The organism is Enterobacter sp. UPMP2061, assembly GCF_053709615.1.
In genome coordinates this window covers 118,509-139,751 of record NZ_JBSKJP010000009.1, presented here as the reverse complement: position 1 = coordinate 139,751, position 21,243 = coordinate 118,509, and the positions used below count along the sequence as shown (strand labels likewise).

Genomic DNA, 21,243 nt, shown 5'->3' with positions numbered 1-21,243 from the left:
GTTCTCTTGATGATTATTACGCGGCAAACTGACAGTGGAACTCGCCCTGCTCGCAGGTGACATGCAGACGTCGGTACTGCTCGTCGCTGCGGCTGGCGGTAAGTAAAATCTGGCTCATCTGAGGCAGCAACGTATTGGTCAGAATCGCATCCACCATACGCCCGCCCGACTCAACCTCGGTACAGCGCTGAACAATCTGTTCGACCACGCTGTCGTCAAATTCAGAAATAATGTTGTGATTCTCTTCCAGACGACGCTGAATTCGCCTGAGCTGAAGACGCACAATCTGCCCCAGCATCTCGTCGCTCAGCGGGTAATACGGCACCACCAGCAGGCGGCCCAGCAGCGCAGGCGGGAACACCTCCAGCAGCGGCTGGCGCAGGGCGCCGCTTAACGCGTCAGGCTCCGGCATCAGTTCCGGGTCGGCGCACATGGCTGCGATCAGGTCGGTGCCGACGTTAGAGGTCAGAATAATAATGGTGTTACGGAAATCAATGTGACGCCCTTCGCCGTCCTCCATCCAGCCCTTGTCGAAGACCTGGAAGAAGATCTCGTGCACGTCCGGGTGCGCTTTTTCAATTTCATCCAGCAGCACCACGCTGTAGGGACGGCGGCGCACGGCCTCGGTTAAGACGCCGCCTTCACCATAGCCCACATAGCCCGGAGGCGCACCTTTTAACGTCGAAACGGTGTGCGCTTCCTGGAATTCACTCATGTTGATGGTAATGACGTTCTGCTCGCCGCCGTAAAGCGACTCCGCCAGCGCCAGCGCGGTTTCAGTTTTACCCACGCCGGATGGCCCGCAGAGCATGAATACGCCGACCGGTTTGTTCGGATCGTCAAGCTTCGCCCGCGAGGTTTTTACCCGACGGGCAATCAGATCCAGACCGTGACGCTGACCAATAACCCGCTGGTTCAGCGTGTCGGCCAGATTCAGCACCGCGTCGATCTCATTTTTCACCATCCGGCCCAGCGGGATCCCGGTCCAGTCTGAGACCACCGCAGCCACCACGTTCTCATCCACCGCGGCAAACAGCAGCGGTTCGTCACCCTGTAAGGTCTTCAGCGCCTGCTGCTGTTCTGCCAGCTGGCCGCGCAGTTCAGCCGTATCCTCATCACCCGCCGCAAACAGCGCGGCACGCAGAAGGATAATCTCCTGCACCCGCGTGCGCTCTTCTTCCCAGCGACGGGCCAGGGCTTCGCGCTGGGTTTCGAACGCGTCACGTTCGGCGGTTAAGGCCGCCACACGCGCCGGATCACCCGCCCCCACGCGCGCTTCGCGTTCAGCAATCTCCAGCTCCACGTCCAGGGCCGCCAGGTGACGCAGACAGTCTTCCAACTGGGCAGGCGGCGCGCTCTGGCTGACGGCCACGCGCGCGCAGGCGGTGTCCAGCAGCGCCACCGCTTTATCCGGCAGCTGACGCGCAGGAATATAGCGATGCGACAGTTTCACCGCCGCGCTGACCGCTTCGTCGAGGAGTAAAACCTGATGATGAGTTTCCAGCGGCGACACGGTGCTGCGCAGCATCAGCACGGCTTTGGCTTCGTCCGGCTCGTGAACCTGTACGGTCTGGAAACGGCGGGTCAGCGCCGGATCTTTCTCAATGTATTTTTTGTATTCCGCCCAGGTGGTCGCGCCGATAGTGCGCAGTTGCCCGCGCGCCAGGGCAGGCTTGAGCAGGTTAGCGGCATCGCCGGTGCCCTGCTGACCGCCAGCGCCGATCAGGGTGTGGATCTCATCGATAAACAGAATAATTGGCGTGGCGCTGGACTGCACCTCGTTAATCAGCGCCTGGAGGCGCGCCTCAAATTCCCCTTTCATGCCCGCGCCGGCCTGAAGCATGCCGATATCCAGCAGCCACAGCTGAACGTTTTGCAGCGGCTCCGGCACGTCGCCGTCAGCGATACGCAGCGCCAGCCCTTCCACCACCGCCGTTTTCCCGACGCCGGCTTCCCCGGTCAGCAGGGGGTTGTTCTGGCGACGACGCATCAGAATATCGACCATCTGGCGGATCTCTTCATCGCGCCCCACCACCGGGTCAATTTTCCCTTCCCGGGCGCGCGCCGTCAGATCCTGACCATACTGCGCCAGCGTACCCTGCGCAGCCGGTACGGCCCCGGCAGGCGCGTCCGCAGCGGCGGCGGCCTGCTGGCTCTCTTTGCTGCTGGCGCAAATGGCGTCGAACTGCTCGATCAGCACCTCGACGTTAAGACGGGTGAACTGCGCCGAAATGCTTTTCAGCACGTTAGCCAGATTCCACGTTTTCAGTATGCCGATCAGCAAATGGCCGCCGCGGATGCGGCTGACGCCAAACTTCAGCGAGCCGTAGACCCAGGCGCGCTCGACGGCGCTGTCGATATGCTCGGAAAGATCAGACACGGAACTCGCGCCACGCGGCAGGGCATCCAGCGCCGCCACGATATCGCGCGTCAGCTGCTGTTCATCAAGGGCGAAGTGACGAATGACCTGTTGCAGATCGCCATCCTGCTGCTGCATCAGCTGATGCAGCCAGTGCACCAGCTCAACGTACGGGTTGCCGCGCAGCTTACAGAAGGCAGTCGCGCTTTCCAGAGAGGTAAATAACAGCGTATCCAGTTTGCCGAAAAGCACGGCACGGCTAATTTCTGACATGTTAGTTTCCATTAACAATGATTCGGTATACGGAAGGATTATCGCTCTGCGCGATACACCAGATCGCCACGCGGAACAGGCTGAGGCTGAAGGCCGAGCCAGGTGTTGTACCCTAATCGCCCGGCGCTACCGAGCGTGGCGCCCTGCACCGCATCGGCGCGCAGGATCACCCGTGTTTCCCATTCAAATTCCACCCCGGCGTACTGTCGCACCCAGTCGCGCAGCTCGGTCACCCACCCTTCGCCCGGCAGAAAACGGTTGTAGTCGTCTGCGCTCAACGGGCCAATCTCGAGCCGGAATTTATGCTGCACGTCGCGTACCGCAATGCCGAGAAAAGCGGACTCTCCCATGCGCGGCATACGCCGCCCCTCGCCCAGCTGTGCTTGCTCCCGCGTTGAGAGCGGCATCCACTGCGGGACGTTGGCCACCAGCTTGACCGGCACGTTGAAATAGTTGCGCAGGATCTTCTCCAGCCCTTCCGGGTCCCGCCCGTGGCGGGTAAGGTGCCCGGCGTGGGTAAAGCGGGCGTGCGCGCTCAGGCTGCCTTTCGACATCTGGGCAGGCTGCCCCATGCCAATCAGCGATGCCAGATACCCTTCGAAGCGCCTGTTGTCGTTGCGATCCAGTGAAACGGCAGGCTGCGCGTCCGCCCAGGCGCGGTAGAACAGTAGCGTCAGGCGGTGGTGAAAGAGGTCGGCAAACGCGCTGAGGCTGTGATCCTGATGATGATGAATACGCTCGCGGGCATACTCAGTCATGTGCACCGGCAGCGGGCCGTTAGGACCAAACAGGCCGAAGCTCAGTATGGAAACGTCATGCAGTCCGTTCTCTTCCCGCTGCCGGACCTCAGCAACCGTTGACGGCGCAAAGCCCATTGAAGGCTGCTGACCAATACGCAGCGGCTCAAATTTAGGCAGCGGCGCGCGCCCCAGCGGGTAACGTTCACCGCCCTGGGCATCAATGCGTCTTAACAGCTGGAACAGATCATAGCGCCACGGCGTCTCGCACACCCCGCGCCAGAACGCATCGGGCAGCGGCGTCAGGCGATGCACGTGCAGCGTTGCAGGGGCAACTTCACTCATACCAGCGCCCTTTTACCCATGCGCGGCGCCCAGTAGCCGATTTCACCACGCTGCTGGCTCTTGAGCGTGAACTCCGTAAAACTGTTGATGGAGACCAGGCGGGCAAAAAGGCGTTCCAGCACGCTGCCGAAAAGCCATGGGCTGGCGCCGGAAAAGGCGCGTTCGTCCACCGTCAGGGTGATGCCGATCCCGCGGGCGAACACCACCGGGCCGGGTTCAGGCACGCGACGGTGCACCGGCTCCAGCACGCAGTGACGAACGCCATCCACCTGACGGGCAACCGGCGTCTCGGCCAGGTTGGCGTACAGCCCTAACAGCTGACGCAGCGCGGCAGCGCCCTCTTCGTTTTCGCTGTCCATCAGGCTGAGGTAGTTCATTTGCAGCTGGCTGATGAGCCGCCAGGTGCTGAACCCTTCCGCCAGCGCCGGACGCGGCGGCGTCGGGCCTTTACGCAGGGTTAACGCCTTCACCGGCATGGAGTCGGCCATAATAAACTGCCCAAGCTCCTGCTGGAGCATCAGCGGCAGGTCACGGCTGGTGCACAGCACCTCGGCGGAAATGTAGCGCAAATTCTCCTGCCACGGCGCGTGCTGCGCATCCACCAGCGAGACGAAGACCTCCGAGCCGATATAGCCCGTGCGGGTGCCATAGCGCAGCGCGTGTTCGGAGAGAACGCGCTGCTCACGGCGCAGGGAAAAATAGGCGCCGTAGTTGCCCGCGTCTCCGCTCCAGGTACTCCAGAAAGGACGAAACGTCTGGTCGTCCCGCTGACCATCCGCGCTGGCATAAATTTTTTTCACGGCATAAATTTCATAATCCAGCGGGCGGATGTTATCCACCACCAGGTGGTATTCATGCTGGCTTTCGCTCAGCTTCTGCCGGGCCGCCACTTTCGGGAACAGGTTGATCACCGGCGTGCAGTGCAGCGCCAGGTGGCTGGCATCCACCACGCGCTCCAGCTGATCGTCGCTCTTGTCGAGCAGAATGAAGATATCAAACGCTTTTTCGTCTTCGCAGCGCTGGATCAGCTTGCCCAGCCCGCTCAGGCTGATGAAACGAAAACGCGCCGGGAACGCAAAGTACTCCTGCAACAGGCGATAGCCGTCGAAGTTGCGCAGATCGTCCGGGAGCAGCGCCTGGTCCGCATTAAAGCCTTCCTGACGCAGGGCGTCAGACGACAGCAGCTGGCGCTGGGGCTGCTTGCTGACCGTCTGGCAGACAATACCCGCGTGGTGCTCCATCACCAGCTCCAGCAGCTTCAGCGCCTCGATGTCCGGGCCGCTTAAGAAGAACTCCAGGCGGTCAAAGTCCAGGTGCCCGAGATGCTGCGGGCCATCGCAGGCAATGCGGACCCGCAAGGCGCTGCTGATCCCCCGCTGGCTCAGGCCGAGCTGGGCCAGCGGCAGATCGGCGGGAACGCCGCCCAGCTCGATCCGCTCAATTTTTAACGGCAGCAGGTTGACCTCGTGCGCCGTGGTATAGCTGCACGTAACCCCGGTCTTTTTCAGCGCCAGGCTGTCCATCATGGTGCCGCGCGGCACAATAAAGCCTTTGCTCAGGTCGCCCCGGCTGCTGTCGGGCTGAATTTCAGCGATCGCCATCGACGGCGTAGGCGCCAGATAATTTGGCGCAATCATCTCCAGCATACGCTGTGAAAAGCGCGGGAATTCGGCGTCCATTTTCATCTGCACGCGGGAGGTCAGGAAGGCGAAACCTTCCATCAGGCGCTCAATGTACGGGTCCGCCACTTCGATGCCGCGCATGCCGAGCCGCCCCGCCACTTTCGGGTAGCGCTCGGCGAACTCTGCGCCCATCTCGCGCAGATAGGCCAGTTCACGGTTGTAATATTCGAGCAGTTTGCTTTCCATAATTACCCCGCATCCTTCAGTTCAAAATGGCCGTTCTCAAGATCGACGTCGGTGCGAAAGAGAAATTCCAGCGGATACGGCACGCACCACAGGCGACCTTTGATTTCGATAGACAGAACGTTGTGCAGATCTAACGAGGAGGTATCGGACACGCAGCGAACCTGAAGCCCCTGCGGCAGGATCCGCGGTTCAAAGTTAATAATCGCTTCGGTGAGCTTGCGCTGAATGTCGTGCCATTCGATATCGGACATTCTTTTCCCCGCCAGCGGCGCCACGCCAAAATTCACGACGGAACGGCTCACCTGCGTCAACCCGCTCAGATCGCTGGAGGCATCGTGGTTAATGGTGTTAAACAACCACTGTAAATCCCGCAGGACGTTACGACGCAGCGCGGCGTGGGTAATCAGATTGCTGTTGGCGGACTCGCGTTTTTTTTCCGGATCGTTATCCGTCAGGCGATCCAGCAGTGAGGGCTGCATTTTGTCGCGCGCCCCCACTTTCTCCTGCCTGCTGCGGGCCTGCCAGCCGCTGCGCAGCAGATCGCCTTCGCCTGCGGGATTACTCATCCGCACCATCCGAGGTAAATGTCACCAGGCTCAGGGTAAGCAGCGGGCTTTCGCTTTGCTCGCTCAGCCAGGCTTTCTGTCCCATGCCTTCATACAGGGCGCCGTCATCGTCCAGCGGGAGCCATTCGGTGGTGCGCCCCAGCTTAACGCTGTCTGGCGCCCCGTCAGCAAACGGATAACGCGCCGGGATCTGACACACCTGCTCGGTGCCGTCCGTGAGGCGGACCAGCGCATGACGCCACACCAGATCGGTCACGCTGGCCGGAGCCTGAAAACGGATCGCGTCGATGGCGCAGAACGGCACCCAGAAATAACGGCCATTGACCAGGGTTTCACACACCGGCCCCAGACGGGCATCGCCGTCCATCAGCCATTCAAAGGTGTGGCTCTCTTCATTCTCCAGCGTGACCTGCCCGCGGCTTGCCGGGGCCTGTTCGAGTGCCGCCAGGCGCAGCGTTTGCGCTTGCCCTGCGCTTTCGGTCAGCGCCTGGGCTAACGTCGTCAGCCACGGCCACTGCGCCTCGGGCATTGCCGGTCGTACCTCTCCCGCGAACACGCGCGCACGCTGCTGTTCACCCTGAATGGCCTGCTCCAGCAGCGTTACGGTCGGTTTTGCCTGCGGCTTCAGCGCCAGCCAGCTTTTCAGCTGGGTCAGGGCGCGCGCCCAGTTGCCGCTGAGGATCAGAAACTGCACAAACGCGGCGCGCAGATCGGCATCCGCCGGACGGGCTTTGATATCGGCTTCCAGGCGAAGCAGCGCGTCGCTAATCGACTCCCCCGCCAGACGTTGATAAAGCGTATTCATAGCCCCTCCTTAATTCGCCGCGCGCCAGGCGCCCACTGCCGGATCGCGCAGCTGCGGACGCAGCGTGTCAATCAGAACAACGTTCAGCTCCGCGCCCGGTGCAACCCATGCGCTCCAGATCTTCTTCACCTCTGCGATACGCGCCTGGAGTCTGGCGTCGTCGCTGGCGATCTCACGGGTGATTTCCACCGCCACCGTGCCGTTGCTCTTCCAGCCGTTCAGGGTGCTGTCGTACGGCAGGATCATCCAGCTCTGGTCGCTGTTCTGGGTGCTGAAGACCATGCGTTCTTTGTTGACGGAGGTGATCAGCGCCTTTTCAGGATCGACCGCGTTGTTCAGCCCCATCACCGGGAAGCCGTGAATGTAGGTGACCGGAATCGCTTTCTGCGTCCCGTTACGGTTCTGCGTCACCACGGTGTGGCCGCTGAGCCAGCTGCCGTTGCCGCAGCGGGTGGTGTCGGAATCCGGAATAAACAGCGCTGGCGCGGAGGAACCGCCCTCCCAGAAGGTGCGCAGGTGGCAACCGTCCTGAAGGGTGAACTCCTGCCATGGCGTACGATCTGCCGCCACGGTGTGCGTCTCCGGATTCTGGTCAGGTGGCAGCAGCGCGCCTGAGGTGGTGGTCGTTGCCGCCGCCGTTTCCTGCTGCTTCACCACCAGCGCCCAGTCCTGCGCTTTAGCCGCTGTGCCCCGGGCAAGCGTCGTGCCTTCCGGATCGTTAAGCGTCCAATTCAGGGTATTCAGCTTGCTGCACTGGTGCTCCAGCAGCGAGCCAAGGCGCGGCACGAAGTTTTCCAGCACCGAAACCTCTTTCTTGCCGTTCGCCACGATACGCAGCGCCACGTCCGCCTTACACCAGCTTTGCGGCGTATTGTCTTTAATGTTGTCGATCCAGATATCCAGCTTCTGCGCAGGAGACTGCACGATGCGGAAGTTTTCAGCCTGTGCGGTGGTCGCCACCGTCAGAAGAGCCAAACCCGATAGCCAAAGTTTCATATCAATCCTTGTGTGTCTAATCAGTTCCGCAGGGAAGAAATTGTGCTGCGTCAGAGAGCGTATGCAGCAAAGTAGTGTCCTGAGGGTTGCCCATCCACACCGCCACGGCGGTATAGTTATCCTGAGCATTGCCCTCCTGTTCGGCATTCTTTTGAATGATTTGGTTCATTAAGGTCAGCCACTCCTGTGGCGTATTGACCATGTGCAGCGACTGCTTCATCTGCTCTTCGCTGACGCCGTGCCAGAAACCGTCGGTGCAGAGCAGGAAGGCATCACCGTCCTCCACCTGCACGACATCGCTGTAGCTCGCTTCCGGTCCGCCATTCTCAATACCCAGCGCCAGATACAGCAGGTTGCTGTTGAGATCGTCGGTCTGATGCCCGGCATCTTTCATCTGCTGGACGAGGCTGTGATCGGTGGTCACATGCCACAGCCAGCCGCGGCGAAACAGGTACAGGCGGCTGTCTCCGGCGTGCGCCCAGTAAGCCAGACGGTAATCCCTGTCGATAAACAGGCTGACCAGCGTGGTGCCCATCCGGCGATAGTCCTGCACGGCCTGTTGTTCGCTGAGGATGGTGCGGTTCGCCGTTTGGACGTAGTCACGAATATGCTGCGCATTCAGGTGCTTGTCGCCGTCAAAGCGGGAAATAATGCTGTTGCGGGCCAGCTCAGCGGCCACCTCGCCGCCCGGCAGGCCCGCGATGCCGTCACAGACGACAAAGCAGGCTGAACGTTCCCCGATGGTTTCTCCCGTCTGATCCTGGTTGCTGGCGCGCGTCCCCTGGCGGGAGAGAGAAGCCGTTGCGATATTCATTTTTCTTCCGATCCGCTTTGTGAGTCTTTGTACTGATTGACCTCCATGTCATAGGCATGGAGGAAGGCTTCGCCAAACAGGGTATGGAAGTCGTCCTCGATCTCGCCCGCCGTCTCGCCATAACTGCGCACGAAATAATCCCACAGCGCGGCTTTACGGCTGCCCGGCAGCGCCAGGCGTGACGTCATCCCGTTCTGCTTCGCCTGCTCTTCCAGCTGTTCCGGGTTAAAGGATTGCAGCATGGCGGCGATAATGGCGCGGATACCGGAGATCATCCCTAGCTGGTGCGCCTGGAGATCGATCAGCGCATCACGCACCGATTTGGTCGGCGGCATAAAGCCCGGCATCGGCGTGCCGAACATCTGGATCAGCACCGTTTTCCCGGTCGGCAACAGTTTGAACGGGTTGTTCGCATCGTCGAGCACCATGGTCATATCGGCTTTCACTCCACGCTTGAGGATGGAGCGCGAGGAGAGCAGCGCCACGGTCCCCTGCGAGAACATGCCCAGGATCTGACCCAGCTGACGCATATTTTCCCGGTCGAATTGCGGCACCGGCTGCATTTCGCTCAGGCCCATGCCCTCCAGCAGCGCCTCCAGCAGTTCGCCCTGAAGCACCTCGCCCCGCTCGCCGGTCTGCGCGGAGGCAGCAGGCGAAGCAGCGTTTTTAACCGGGTCGATACGCAGGCGGCCTTTAGGCGCCTGCGCGTTGCTGCGCGCCACGGCCTGCGGCGTTGGCATGGTGAAGCCAGCGTAATCAGGACGCGCGGGCTCCTCTTCCGCGCGCGGCGCATCCTGTGGTTCAGTCGGTTCCGGATCGAACAGCGGTGAGCTGGCCAGCGCATCCTCTTCCTGTGCGGCTTGCGCTTCAGGCTTTGGCTCCGGCTTATCGGCCACGATTTCATCCGGATGGGTTAACGGCGCGCCGCCCATCAGGCCGAGGGGGTCATCGTGACGCGCGGCAGGTGCGCTCGCCGATCCGCCAAACAGGGCTAACGGATCGAGTTCGTCCGACGCCTCTTCCTTTGACTGGGCAGGTTTGCTTTCGTCCGGCTGTACCAGCGTCGAAGGGGTAACATCGTCAAAGATGCTCTCTTTTTTAAACAACGCTTCATCGCTAAACAGCGTGTCCGGGTCAACGTTTTTACGTTCAAGCGACGGTTCGGCGTCGTTAAACATTGCCAGCGGATCTTCGGCATTCCGCTCCGGGGCCGCAGGCTGGGAGAACGGGTCGTGGGAGGCCGCGGGCTGTGGTTTTGCCCGGTTGCTGGAGATGCTGTCGGAGATGGAAAACTCCTGCATCAGGCTGTCCCAGATTTCCGACGGCACGGCCGTAGGTTCAGCTTTTCCGCGAGGCGCGGCGCTGGCCGGTTTCGGTTGCGGCGCTGGTGCAGGTGTCGCCGCTGGACGCGCCTGCTGCATGCTGGCCGCCATGCGGCTTACGGGCTGGGTGTCATGAATGAGTTCGCTGACTTCAATGCGATAATCATCAATACCGAGAATATCCCCATCCTGAAGCTCAACCTGACGCCCACGCTCCAGCGGGATATCATTCAATACCACGCGGGTGACGCTGCCGCGGTTAGTGACGCGGCATTCGCCACTGGCGTCGACGTGAACGATGGCCTGCAAACGCGAGATGGTGCGGTCATTGTCCGGCAGCACCAGATTGTTATCCGTACCGCGCCCAATGGTGCCGCCCGGGGCATAAAAATCACAGCTGCTTTGCGGCGGCTGATGACCGGGTTTCGTAGAAATAATCGTGAATCGCATGGCGTATTCCTGCTGGTATGATTAGCGCTCAAACGCTGCCGCTCTCGGGGGTGAGAACGGCGGGGTTTGGGGGTTAAGGGCTGATTAAAGCTATTTGACTACATTCAGGAAAATAATGCCGATAAGCAGCCATAGCGTAAAAAGTAAGGCCTGAGCTTTATAGCGTCGATGCAGTTTTAATATCCAGCCGATTCTCTCTTCCGGTAAAGCCTGAACGAATCTATAGGCATCGTCCTGAACATTTCTGTCTTTGGTAAATTTCATCTTCACGCCTTTGCGAAGACGAACAAACCAGATTATTTTTTGATAGTTCGCCAGCGAACCAAAAAATGATGCGTAATTTGTCACCAGATCGAGATCGTAGCCTTTTTGCCTATATTCTGAAAGAAGCTGATTATATTCGGCCTCGTGTTTTTTAAAATAACGGGAACTGATGAAGTCCATAATTACGACAAGTAAAAATAAAACAACAATCAGAAATAAAAGAATATTTTCTAAATTCACCATAGCTTATCCATGACATATTCAGTTGCTCCACCGGCAACTTCGCCACCAATGTATCCACCCGCAGCGGCGCCTACCACAGAACACGCGAGCAACCCTACACCACCTGTTGCCACGCCCAATGCAACACATACGCCAGCCCCAGCCATGGCGCCATATTTTCCGCCATAAATCCCGCCCGCAAGACTGGTGCCAAATTGACTGTACTTCTTAACGGCGACTTTGGAACAACTCTGCTCTCTACCTACTGTACAGGCATCGTAAACTTCATTGGTTGTGTTTGCACCAGCGAAGCCGATAGCAAGCCATCCTCCCATTTTCAGAAAACGGGCAGCTTTTGAAGCATTGTCTACATATGTTGAATACCCTCGTATCGAGGCAACACCCGCAGTACTCCATTCGTGGACAATTGACCTGCTTGATAAACCTAAAGCGTGCTTGATTTCTTCATAAGGTTTCAGTTTCAGCGTTAGTCTGGACAGCTTATTTAATAAAACGTCCAGCTCAGAAAAAAGTTTTTGCCTTTCAACAAAAAACTGCTGCCCGATCAATGTGCCTTGCGTTCTGTATTGATTTTGATAAGCCAGTTCGATAGCTTTTAATTTCTTTTCTATTTCGCTAAAGTACCTTTCACCTGCATCAGCAACCACCCCGAGAGATTTATCCATAAAATTAGTTAATGCTGCGATGGTACTAAAATGCTTGTTAAAGAAATTAGCTTCATCTGTATTCAGTTCTGCCAATGCTCCATTAACCTTTTGCTTTGCATTTTGTAATTGTTTTAGCTGAACCGCATTTTCAGCACCCGGAGCATTAAGGATCAATATTTGCCCGGGTTTTAACCACCGTGTGTCCCTGTTCACTTGCATAAAATAACGTGCCGCTTCACTGTCTGGTTTATTGAACAGTAGTCTTGCCTGGAAATCTAACGTACCAGCCTGCTGAACAACACAATAACCAGGAGCAACCGTTGATTTTACGCTCATATTGACATCCCTTTGCAAACGAAATTAAGTCTCTATAAATAATGACCGGGGAAAACTCCCCGGTCACGCGCGCAATTACGCTTCTTTGTTTTCTTTGATGTTCCAGCCAGCGCTGCTTTCAGCACCTTTACCACCGGCAGTGGTCTGCTCCCAGTACTGCTGTTTCACTTTCGCAGCCTGGAATGCATAGGTCACGCCAACGGTATCGCCGTTGTCTGCACCCGTGTACTGAACGGAAGTCACGAGAACGTCTTCCAGGGTGATGCGGGTGTATTCAACCTGCTGACCACCCGCTTTGCAGACGGACAGTTCAACTTTGGTCAGGTGTTTACCGCTTGCGCAGTGTTTCAGGATTGCTGTAGTGGATTTGTCGATCAGAGCGTTAACGTGCAGATCGTTAAAGTTCACTTTACCGGCACCGCCGCCACCGCCAACGCTCATATTACCTGGCTGGGACGCGCCCCAGGAGAAGGAGGTAATATCAGTCCAGCCGGTGTGGTTAGAATCTTTAGATTCGCCCGTAACACCCTCAACCTTCAGAAACATATCAATAGCCATAATATCTACTCTTCGTGGATGAACAATATTGCTTTCGAAAAAGCCCTTATATGGCAAACAGGAAAGCATGGGGCTGAATAAAACCGTCCATATTTTACCTCTGCCTCATATCAAACGACCCGTGTCATTTGACAGTCTTACATTCCCCCTGAATGAAAGGAAAGAATGTGAAGTCTTATACTATTGTGGATTATCCTGAATCCAGGTGCGGTCAGGATTTCCGATGATTAATTGAGGAGCAAGTTGATTAAGTTCGTCACTATGATAAAGACGCAGGCAGTTTAAGGTTACGCCTTTTACATCGGGTTTTCTCTCAGAATGAAAGGCATTGGTTGCACCTTTATATTTATTAATAAGAGCATTAATTTTGTCATTGCCATTTTCAATATCGAAAGGCACCCATTCCAGTAATGCGCTACTGCTACGGGCTGCATCCAGAGAAAACTGGCTTTTATCATCTGCAACTTGTGCCAGGCAGCGAGAAAAAACAACGTCTTTAACAACTTGTTTATAAGGCATTTTTTTGACAAACGACACCGGATCGTCAGTTGCATACACAGAGGCGGAACTGGTGAGCAACAGTAGACTAGCAATCATTTTTTTCATGGCAACTCCCAAAAATTAGCTTTGGTCGTCGTGTAATTCGTCTCCGGCGCATTGAAATAACAGTGATCCGAACAGGTTAAACCATTCCAGAATGTTGCATGACCTGCGGCGTCACTCCAGCCCTGTACCTCAAACAGAATGACGCCCTTTTTGTTGGCTAATTGCTCAACGGGTAAGGAAGGATAACTCACGATCATGTCAGGTTTACCCCACTGACGCGTCAACCAGGCAATGACATCCTTTACGCGGTAGAAGTACCATTTATTATCAGCACCGGATACCGTGAGATTTGCAATACGCGGAACGGGATGCCCGGTATAGTTAAGAACATAACTCATCCGTACGGCACAACTATTTGACCACCCGCCCTCATCTGGCGCTATTTCGAAGTTGTGCTTAACTTTGCCGCCGATAACTTGCTTAACTTTGCCGATAGAATCATTTGCATCGTAAATACGTGTTGCCGCCGCCCAGGCAGCAACAAACGAAGGTCTCGCGGTCATATTTCCTCTCAAATTTCCATACTATAAAGCTAACGCCGGGCATGGCCCCCCGGCGGCAATCGTCATTACGCGTCCTTCGTCTTCAGCGATGGCAGTTTAGATACCAGACGCAGGGAAACGGTCAGACCTTCCAGCTGGTAGTGTGGACGCAGGAAGAACTTCGCGGCGTAGTAGCCCGGGTTGTCTTCGATTTCCTGCACCTGCACTTCCGCCGCCGCCAGTGGTTTGCGGGACTTAGTTTCCTGGGAGGAGTTAGCCGGGTCGCCGTCCACGTAGTTCATCACCCAGTCGTTCAGCCAGCGTTCCATCTCTTCGCGCTCGCGGAAGGAGCCGATTTTGTCGCGCACGATGCACTTCAGGTAGTGAGCAAAACGGCAGCAGGCGAACAGGTACGGCAGACGGGAGGCCAGGCGCGCGTTCGCGGTGGCATCCGGGTCGTGGTACTCGGCCGGTTTTTGCAGGGACTGCGCACCGATGAAGGCGGCGAAGTCGGAGTTTTTGCGGTGAACCAGCGGCATAAAGCCGTTTTTCGCCAGTTCCGCTTCACGACGGTCGCTGATGGCGATCTCGGTCGGGCACTTCATGTCCACGCCGCCGTCGTCGCTCGGGAAGGTGTGGCACGGCAGGTTTTCCACCGCCCCGCCGGATTCCACGCCGCGAATCGAGGTGCACCAGCCGTACTCTTTGAAGGAGCGGTTGATGTTGGCCGCCATCGCATAGGCAGCGTTTGCCCACGAGTAGCTGTTGTGGTTCGCGCCGTCGGTCTGCTCTTCAAAATCAAAGCTGTCGACCGGGTTGGTGCGAATGCCGTACGGCAGACGCGACAGGAAGCGCGGCATCACCAGGCCCAGATAACGGGCATCTTCTGATTCACGCAGTGAACGCCAGGCAGCGTATTCGGTGTTCTGGAAGATTTTGGTCAGGTCGCGCGGGTTAGCCAGCTCCTGCCAGGACTCCATCTGCATCACGCCCGGCGCGGTGCCGGTGATGAACGGACAGTGGGCCGCAGAGCCGATGCGCGCCATCTCGCCCAGCAGCTCAACGTCCTGCGGGCTGTGGTCGAAGTAGTAGTCGCCCACGATGCAGCCAAACGGCTCGCCACCGAACTGGCCGTACTCTTGCTCGTAGATTTTTTTGAAGATCGGGCTCTGGTCCCAGCCCACGCCCTTGTAGCGCTTGAGGGTGCGGCCCAGCTCCTGCTTGGAGATGCTCATAAAACGGATCTTCAGCATCTCGTCGGTTTCGGTATTGTTCACCAGGTAGCTCAGCCCGCGCCAGGCGCTCTCCAGCTTCTGGAACTCCTCGTGGTGAATAATCTGGTTCACCTGCTGTGAAAGCTGCTCGTCAATACCGGCAATCAGGTTCTGAATGGTGCGGTAGGTATCGTTTGAGAAGGTCACGGTGTTTTCCAGCGCCTGCTGCGCCAGGGTTTTAACCGCGCTTTCTACGGCAGAGCGCGCCTGATCGGTTTTCGGGCGGAACTCTTTATTCAGCAGCGCGCTGAACTCGTCCTGGCTGAACGCCTGGCCCGCCTGCTGATCGTGTTGTTGAGTCTGGTTGCTCATCGATTATTCCTCGCTACCTTTCGCACTTTCGTCATTTTTTGGCAACTGGCTCAGGGATTTGAGCAGCGTCGGATCCTGGAGAATTTTCGCGATCAGCTCTTCCGCACCGTTTTTACCGTCCATGTAGGTCAGCAGGTTGGAGAGCTGGGTACGGGCTTCCAGCAGCTTGTTCAGCGGCTCTACTTTGCGGGCCACCGCGTCCGGCAGGAAGTCGTCCATGCTGTCGAAGGTCAGATCGACATTGAGCTTACCTTCGCCGGTCAGGGTGTTATCCACCTGGAACGCCACGCGCGGCTTCAGCGCCTTCATGCGTTCGTCGAAGTTGTCGATGTCGATTTCCAGGAACTTACGCTCGTCGACGGCTGGCAGATTTTCCACCGGCTTGCCAACCAGATCGGCCATAACGCCCATCACAAACGGCAGCTGAATCTTGCGTTCTGCGCCGTAGATCTCTACGTCGTACTCGATCTGCACGCGGGGAGCACGGTTGCGTGCGATGAATTTCTGTCCACTGTTACTCATTGCCATGATGTTCTCCATCAAAGATGCGCGGTGAAGGTGAAACGGCAGACTCCATGCCTGTCGTCATAATGCCAGGACGCGTCATTCGCGGCGTCCAAAGATGTTTTCCAGTTGGTTAACGCCGTCTGGCGCCAGGTCGCGAATAATGTCCATAAAGTTGAGTTCAGACAGCCGCTGCACCCGTTCAATCATCAGCGGTGCGGGATGGCTGGGTTCGTACTGCGCAAAATACTGCTTCGCTTTTTCCAGCATCAGCTGGGCGTCGGCGCGGCTGGTCACCTGCACGCTGCGCCAGTCCGTCACCTGCTGAACGGGCGACGCGGCCACCGGCTGCGGCTCGGCGTGCTGTTCAGCCTGCGCGTCACGGTTCGGCAGCAGCTTGCTGATATCGGTCACCTGACAGGCGCTGGAAACCAGTCCGACAGTTTTCAGCAGCTGTTCCATCTCCGGGACGCCACTTTCCCCGAGATAGCCGGTAAGCAGTTCGCGGATGGCCAGCAGGCGTTCGTTGATCACGATTACCGCTTCGGTGCCGGGCTGATCGCCCCGGGCCAGCTCATCGATCAGTCGTGGACGACCGCCCGGATAATCCGGACACTCGGTTTTACTGCCGTCAAGCAGCGCCTGGGCGTCACGGAGTGAAATCTCATCGCCGTTTGAGCGGAGCAGTGAGGCGTTACGCACCGCGACCGTCAGGTCAGATTTATCACTCAGCCCGGCGAGGGCATTGATGCGGTAGAATGGATCGGTTTCGCCATACTCTTCCAGCAGAGGGTAAAGTTGCTCCCAGTATCGGGACAGGGCTTCCTGCACCAGCACTAGCCCGTCGGCGTAACCTGCCAGACCGCGACGACGTGTCCAGGCATGGGTTAACGCCAGCATGACGCGAAGATCTTTGGTGCGACCCAGCAGGCTGGTGGCGAGTTTTTCCACCGTGTTCCAGTCGGCAGGCTCTGCCGGAATGATGGTGTCGCCAAACTGCTGCTCGGCTTTGCCCTGACTGGCCTGACCCATGGCCTGGAAATCGGCGTCGTACTCCAGATTTTCACCGCAGGGGTTATCGGGGCTTATCGGCGCGAGAAATTCATCGATATTCATAAGATCCCTGCTTATTCAAACATAGGCGGGTAAAGACCGTGGCGGCCCGGACGGGCGCCGCCTGCCGGATCGAACAGCAGCGTAAAGAGCTGCCCGGTGAAGTTTCCACTGTGGACGTGGGTGTACAGCGGATAGCCGTCGCAGCGGTTTGTCCACCAGTAGCTGGTCTGGCGCAGCGGATCAAAACACTCCGCCGCCTGCGGCCAGCCCAGCGTGCTCTGACCATCGTCGTCATAGCCAATCACGTCGAGAATGTCGGAACGCTTTTGTGGCTCAACCGGCTGGGGCGCCGGGATGGTCATCAGCATTTCATCTAGTTGGGAGGCAGAATAGCTGTTACGCACCGCGTGCAGCCCCAGACGGCCAAGCTGCTGGTACCAGCTCTCAGCCTGCCCGAGCAGGCGGGATGACCACTCGGCGGGGGTGAAGCTCAGTTGCAGGCATACCGGATAGTGGCGGCCTACGCTGTCACGGCCCGGCAGCAGGCAGCCCATCTGAATCATCTGGCTACCGAGCATCGGCGGGACGACAAAGTTCCACACCGGGGCTTTTGAAAACGGGCGCTCGCCGCTGCGCTGCTCTTCCTGTTGCCAGGCCAGCAGGCCGACCTGGAACCAGTGCGACCACTGGCGTTGCAGGGTATCCGGAAAGCGACGCTGCAAAAAATCTCCGGCGCTGGGTAATTTGCCATACCAGCTATAACGGTTCATCGCAGGGGTATTCGTCATACGGCTGTCCTTGCGGTTATGGGCATGAGAAACGGGGAAGCTGGAACGGGTTGCGGATGCTGTTCGGGGCAAACTCCAGCGTGACCTGATGTCCGTCGACGTTGAAGGTCGCCTGACGGCTCAGGCTACCCGCGCCAGGGCTGGTGCGCGCCTTGTCGAAAAAGCGGTTGAGCGCCCAGGAACCGTTAGTTACCAGCGTTGCGGTGCTGCCATTGGTCAGACCGAGCTGCATACGCACCTGGTTCGTCCCGCCCGGCCCCGGCCAGTTCATGATCTGCACCGCCTGCGGACCGTGGCTGTAGCGCAGCAGCTGGCCGTCCACGTCCAGCGTCAGGTTCAGAATGGTGTTGTCCATCCGCACGGTGCGCACCGTCACCCTGAAGGATGGCGTGGTCGCGCCGTTGGCGAAGAAGGCATCGCGGACAGACTGCGCCTGCTGGAACGGACGCAACAGCCCTTCGCTGCCCGGCAGCGTTTTACCGTCGATGCCCGGCATAAAGCGCCAGTTCGCCTGGGTGGTGTCCACCTTGTTGGTCAGGTTGTCGCGGAAAAAGGTGTCCATCAGTCCGGTGCCCGGCGCGAACATGCGGGCGAGGTCGTCCGGCGTCACCTCGGTGCTGGCGCTGCGCACCAGTGGATAACGCCCGGCAATCGCCTGACGGCAGAACCCACCCACTTCCACGTTAATGCGCTTACGCACGTTCTCCAGATCGCGACGCTGGGTATCGCTGCTGGCGCCGACGGCCATATTGCTGAACATGGTTTGCAGCCCGCCCGGCAGACGTCCCGCGCTGGCTTGCAGGCGGCTGATTGCATCGCCGCCCGGCGCGGGCATACCGCTGTTTGCCGCATCCTGAACGGCGGTCAGGTAGCGATAAAGCTCGTCAACCTGCTTAAGAAAATCGTCAAAGACGATGGTCTTGCCACCCTTCTCCAGCGGCTGCGCCAGCTCAATCATCGGCGCATAGTGGTCGGTCACCAGTTGCTCAGGCGCCTGCGTCACGACCGCGCCCTGCGTCGGGGCATTGTCACCGTTGCTGAACAGCGCTTCCAGCGTGCGGGTGGCGCGGTTGCTTTGGTCTTCCGCTTTCTGCGCATCTTCCGGCGCAGGCGCAGTGCGCGACAGGGTCAGCACCTTGCTCAGGTTAAGCACCAGACGGCGCAGCGGCGAGTTGGTGCCTGAAAGCAGGCGCGCGGTGTTGATGCGCTGGGAAAGATCGGCGCTGTTGTTGAGCTGAATGTCAGCGAGAAAGCGATCCCAGTTGACGATAAAGTCGCGCATGTAGAGCTGGCGCACGGCGTTGTCGATCTGCTGTTTATCTTCCTGGGCGGTGGTCGCTCCGAGTACCCAGGCGTCGTCCTCGTGCAGGGCGGTGGTCACGCTGTCGATCTGGTCGTTGAAGCTCTTCCAGTAGCCGTCCGGCGTATAGAGGCCCGGTACGCCCTCACTCACCGGCTTGCCGCTTTTACGGGAAAACACCAGCTCGCTCTGCGGGCCGCCGAGATCTGAAAGCGAAACCGGCTTCAGGTTCTCATCATGCTCCAGCAGACGTTTCAGGCGGCCGTAGACGCGTGTTGAGAGCGGCTGCTGATTGATGAGCGCCCTTTCACGGGCCACCAGATCCTCATCCTGCGCATACGGTGAAGCCTGAATTTTTGGCTCCAGCAGCTGGGTCAGGTGCCATTCCAGCTCCTGAAGCTGCGCCTGCGTCACATTCTGCGGCAGGTTGCGTTGCAGGTTGAGCATCACCCACGAGTGCAGGAATTTGCCGTCATAGTGCTTGGGCTGGTAGAGCATCTGATAGGCTTTCAGCGCCTCGTAGCTGTACTCCACGTCGCTGCCGTTGTCGTTGCGCAGCCAGGTGGTAATGTGCATCGCCACGGCGGGCAGCAGCATCTGATCCAGCGCCTTCTGGTACAGAGACTGCGAGGCATCGCTGACGTCATCCCCGCGATAAAGCCCCATGCGGCGGGAAACCGGCGGGTCGTTAACGTCGAAGGCATTGCTTTTCGGCAGATCCACCAGGCTGTTAAGCAGCGGCAGAAGCGCAAACAGATCGCGCTGGGGCTGGTTTTGCAGCGCCTTGCTCTGCTGCTCCAGCATCGGCACTTTTGCGTCCACTTCTTCCAGATAGGCTTTATTTTTGGCGTAGCTGGTCAGCCACAGGCCACCCAGGATCACCAGCAGGGCCAGCAGCGCCGCGTAGCCGGACCACATCACGGCGCGGTTGCGCAGTTCCCACCAGCGGTTTTCCCCGGCGATGCCCGCTTCCTGGAAAATCACGTTTTGCAGCAGGTTTTTAATGAAGAAGCTTTGGCCCTTCGCGCCTGGGATCGGCGCCTCTTTGCTCACCGAATCCCAGCGCGTGCTTTCCCCCCCTTCAGGTAAGGAGAGCGCGCGATTCAGCTCGCCCATCACGCGGTCAAACGGCATCCCTTCCTGAGTGCCACTGGCAAAGTAGATGCCGCGCGGCGAAAATTCGGTTTCGAAGTTTGAACGGGCAAAGACCGTGCTCAGGTAGTCTGCCAGCAGCGGACGCAGCGCGGCGAACTCCTGCGGGAAGAGATAGGCTTCCGCACGGGTTTTGGCGTCATGCTCTTTGAGCATGGTTTCCGGAAGGCCAGCATCCAGACGCTGTTGCAGCAGGGAAAATTCCTGCTGGAAGTTGCCCATCAGGTCGTAATCTGCGTGTTTGGTCTGCTCCCACGGCAGCGTAAAGCCCCAGATCTGGTCGCGCTGGGCTTTGTCGTAATCCGCAAACCAGGCGCGGAAGCCTTTAAGCAGGTCCGCTTTGGTCACCATCACATACACCGGGAAGCGAATACCCAGCTGTTCATGCAGCTCGGAGAGACGCTGGCGCAGGTTGACCGCCTGCTGGCGCGAGGCCTCAGCGGACTGCGAAAGCAGGTCGGAAATGCTGATGGTGATAATCACGCCGTTAATGGGCTGGCGACGGCGGTATTTACGCAGCAGGTTGATAAATTCCAGCCACTCCCCGGCGTCCTGAACCTGCTCGCTCTCCTGAGTGGTGTAGCGCCCCGCGGTATCCAGCAGAACCGCCTCGTTGGTAAACCACCAGTCACAGTTGCGCGTGCCGCCAATGCCGCGCAGCGCGGTTTTACCGAAGCGATCCGCCAGCGGGAATTGCAGCCCGGAGTTGGCCAGCGCGGTGGTTTTACCTGAACCCGGCGCGCCAATAATGACGTACCACGGCAGCTGATAGAGGTACTGTGTGCTGAAGCGCTGCGTCCACTGCGCGCCATGTCCCGCTTTGCTGAAGTGGGCTTTTTTCAGCATCTGGGCGGCTTCATCGAAACGCCCGGCAAGGATCTGCTCCTCGCTGTTCAGACGTTTCTGCGGATCGGCCGCCTCCGGGCTGGTGGTATTTTCGTTGAGCTTGTCCATCAGCTTACGGTTCAGCCAGGCGTTATACAGCCGCGGCAGAATGTGGCTCTGGGCCCAAATCAGGTAGACCACCGCAATGCTGATGACGCGGTTCTGCTCTGATTCAAGGGGCCGGGTATCCACGATGGACAACAGCGGGCCAATCATCCAGATGACCGCCGCGAGCGCCGTTACGCCCAGGAAGCTCCACAGAATGCGATTGGTCAGTATAGAAAGTAGAGTTGTCAGCATC

Annotated in this window: 18 protein-coding genes; all 18 read right to left on the bottom strand. The window is 58.4% G+C overall.

Going from position 1 to position 21,243, the window contains the following annotated elements:
- Positions 1-16: 16 nt before the first annotated feature.
- Positions 17-2,632, bottom strand: a complete 2,616-nt coding sequence (tssH, locus tag ACWKXX_RS16980) for a type VI secretion system ATPase TssH (protein ID WP_045330006.1) — start codon at positions 2,630-2,632, stop codon at positions 17-19.
- Between the two features lie 38 nt (positions 2,633-2,670).
- Positions 2,671-3,714 carry a type VI secretion system baseplate subunit TssG gene (tssG, locus tag ACWKXX_RS16975; protein WP_261666187.1) on the bottom strand — a complete coding sequence of 348 codons (1,044 nt, stop codon included), beginning with the start codon at positions 3,712-3,714 and terminating at the stop codon, positions 2,671-2,673.
- A complete protein-coding gene (tssF, locus tag ACWKXX_RS16970) occupies positions 3,711-5,582 on the bottom strand; it encodes a type VI secretion system baseplate subunit TssF (RefSeq protein ID WP_015570337.1) in 1,872 nt (623 codons plus the stop codon). The genes tssG and tssF overlap by 4 nt, the downstream gene beginning before the upstream one ends.
- 2 nt (positions 5,583-5,584) lie before the next feature.
- Positions 5,585-6,148: a type VI secretion system baseplate subunit TssE gene (tssE, locus tag ACWKXX_RS16965; RefSeq protein WP_015570336.1), complete on the bottom strand. Its 564-nt coding sequence runs from the start codon at positions 6,146-6,148 to the stop codon at positions 5,585-5,587.
- Positions 6,141-6,953, bottom strand: coding sequence for a type VI secretion system accessory protein TagJ (locus ACWKXX_RS16960; protein WP_017384294.1), 813 nt, complete (start codon positions 6,951-6,953; stop codon positions 6,141-6,143). The genes tssE and ACWKXX_RS16960 overlap by 8 nt, the downstream gene beginning before the upstream one ends.
- A gap of 9 nt (positions 6,954-6,962) precedes the next feature.
- Positions 6,963-7,949: a hypothetical protein gene (locus tag ACWKXX_RS16955; protein ID WP_047063191.1), complete on the bottom strand. Its 987-nt coding sequence runs from the start codon at positions 7,947-7,949 to the stop codon at positions 6,963-6,965.
- A gap of 16 nt (positions 7,950-7,965) precedes the next feature.
- Positions 7,966-8,763 (bottom strand): PP2C family protein-serine/threonine phosphatase, encoded by a 798-nt coding sequence (locus tag ACWKXX_RS16950; protein WP_003859969.1) that lies wholly within the window; start codon positions 8,761-8,763, stop codon positions 7,966-7,968.
- Positions 8,760-10,535 carry a type VI secretion system-associated FHA domain protein TagH gene (tagH, locus tag ACWKXX_RS16945; protein WP_261666186.1) on the bottom strand — a complete coding sequence of 592 codons (1,776 nt, stop codon included), beginning with the start codon at positions 10,533-10,535 and terminating at the stop codon, positions 8,760-8,762. The genes ACWKXX_RS16950 and tagH overlap by 4 nt, the downstream gene beginning before the upstream one ends.
- 90 nt (positions 10,536-10,625) lie before the next feature.
- Positions 10,626-11,042 carry a hypothetical protein gene (locus tag ACWKXX_RS16940; protein ID WP_261666185.1) on the bottom strand — a complete coding sequence of 139 codons (417 nt, stop codon included), beginning with the start codon at positions 11,040-11,042 and terminating at the stop codon, positions 10,626-10,628.
- Positions 11,036-12,025, bottom strand: coding sequence for a hypothetical protein (locus tag ACWKXX_RS16935; protein WP_047719474.1), 990 nt, complete (start codon positions 12,023-12,025; stop codon positions 11,036-11,038). Before ACWKXX_RS16935 ends, ACWKXX_RS16940 begins: the two co-directional genes overlap by 7 nt.
- 75 nt (positions 12,026-12,100) lie before the next feature.
- A complete protein-coding gene (locus ACWKXX_RS16930) occupies positions 12,101-12,583 on the bottom strand; it encodes an Hcp family type VI secretion system effector (RefSeq protein ID WP_014884229.1) in 483 nt (160 codons plus the stop codon).
- Between the two features lie 180 nt (positions 12,584-12,763).
- Complete coding sequence (locus ACWKXX_RS16925; RefSeq protein ID WP_017693279.1) at positions 12,764-13,189, bottom strand: T6SS amidase immunity protein Tai4 family protein; 426 nt, start codon at positions 13,187-13,189, stop codon at positions 12,764-12,766.
- Positions 13,186-13,692 (bottom strand): type VI secretion system amidase effector protein Tae4, encoded by a 507-nt coding sequence (locus ACWKXX_RS16920; protein ID WP_017384301.1) that lies wholly within the window; start codon positions 13,690-13,692, stop codon positions 13,186-13,188. Before ACWKXX_RS16920 ends, ACWKXX_RS16925 begins: the two co-directional genes overlap by 4 nt.
- A gap of 65 nt (positions 13,693-13,757) precedes the next feature.
- Complete coding sequence (tssC, locus tag ACWKXX_RS16915; RefSeq protein ID WP_006810956.1) at positions 13,758-15,257, bottom strand: type VI secretion system contractile sheath large subunit; 1,500 nt, start codon at positions 15,255-15,257, stop codon at positions 13,758-13,760.
- Positions 15,258-15,260: 3 nt separating this feature from the next.
- Positions 15,261-15,785 (bottom strand): type VI secretion system contractile sheath small subunit, encoded by a 525-nt coding sequence (gene tssB, locus ACWKXX_RS16910; protein ID WP_008502644.1) that lies wholly within the window; start codon positions 15,783-15,785, stop codon positions 15,261-15,263.
- 75 nt (positions 15,786-15,860) lie between these two features.
- The gene (tssA, locus tag ACWKXX_RS16905) at positions 15,861-16,877 is read right to left on the bottom strand and encodes a type VI secretion system protein TssA (RefSeq protein WP_017693278.1); all 1,017 of its coding nucleotides are present in this window, start codon (positions 16,875-16,877) and stop codon (positions 15,861-15,863) included.
- Between the two features lie 11 nt (positions 16,878-16,888).
- Positions 16,889-17,605, bottom strand: coding sequence for a type VI secretion system-associated protein TagF (tagF, locus tag ACWKXX_RS16900; protein WP_015570330.1), 717 nt, complete (start codon positions 17,603-17,605; stop codon positions 16,889-16,891).
- A 16-nt stretch (positions 17,606-17,621) separates the two neighbouring features.
- Complete coding sequence (gene tssM / locus ACWKXX_RS16895) at positions 17,622-21,242, bottom strand: type VI secretion system membrane subunit TssM (RefSeq protein WP_045335080.1); 3,621 nt, start codon at positions 21,240-21,242, stop codon at positions 17,622-17,624.
- Between the last annotated feature and the right edge of the window lies 1 nt (position 21,243).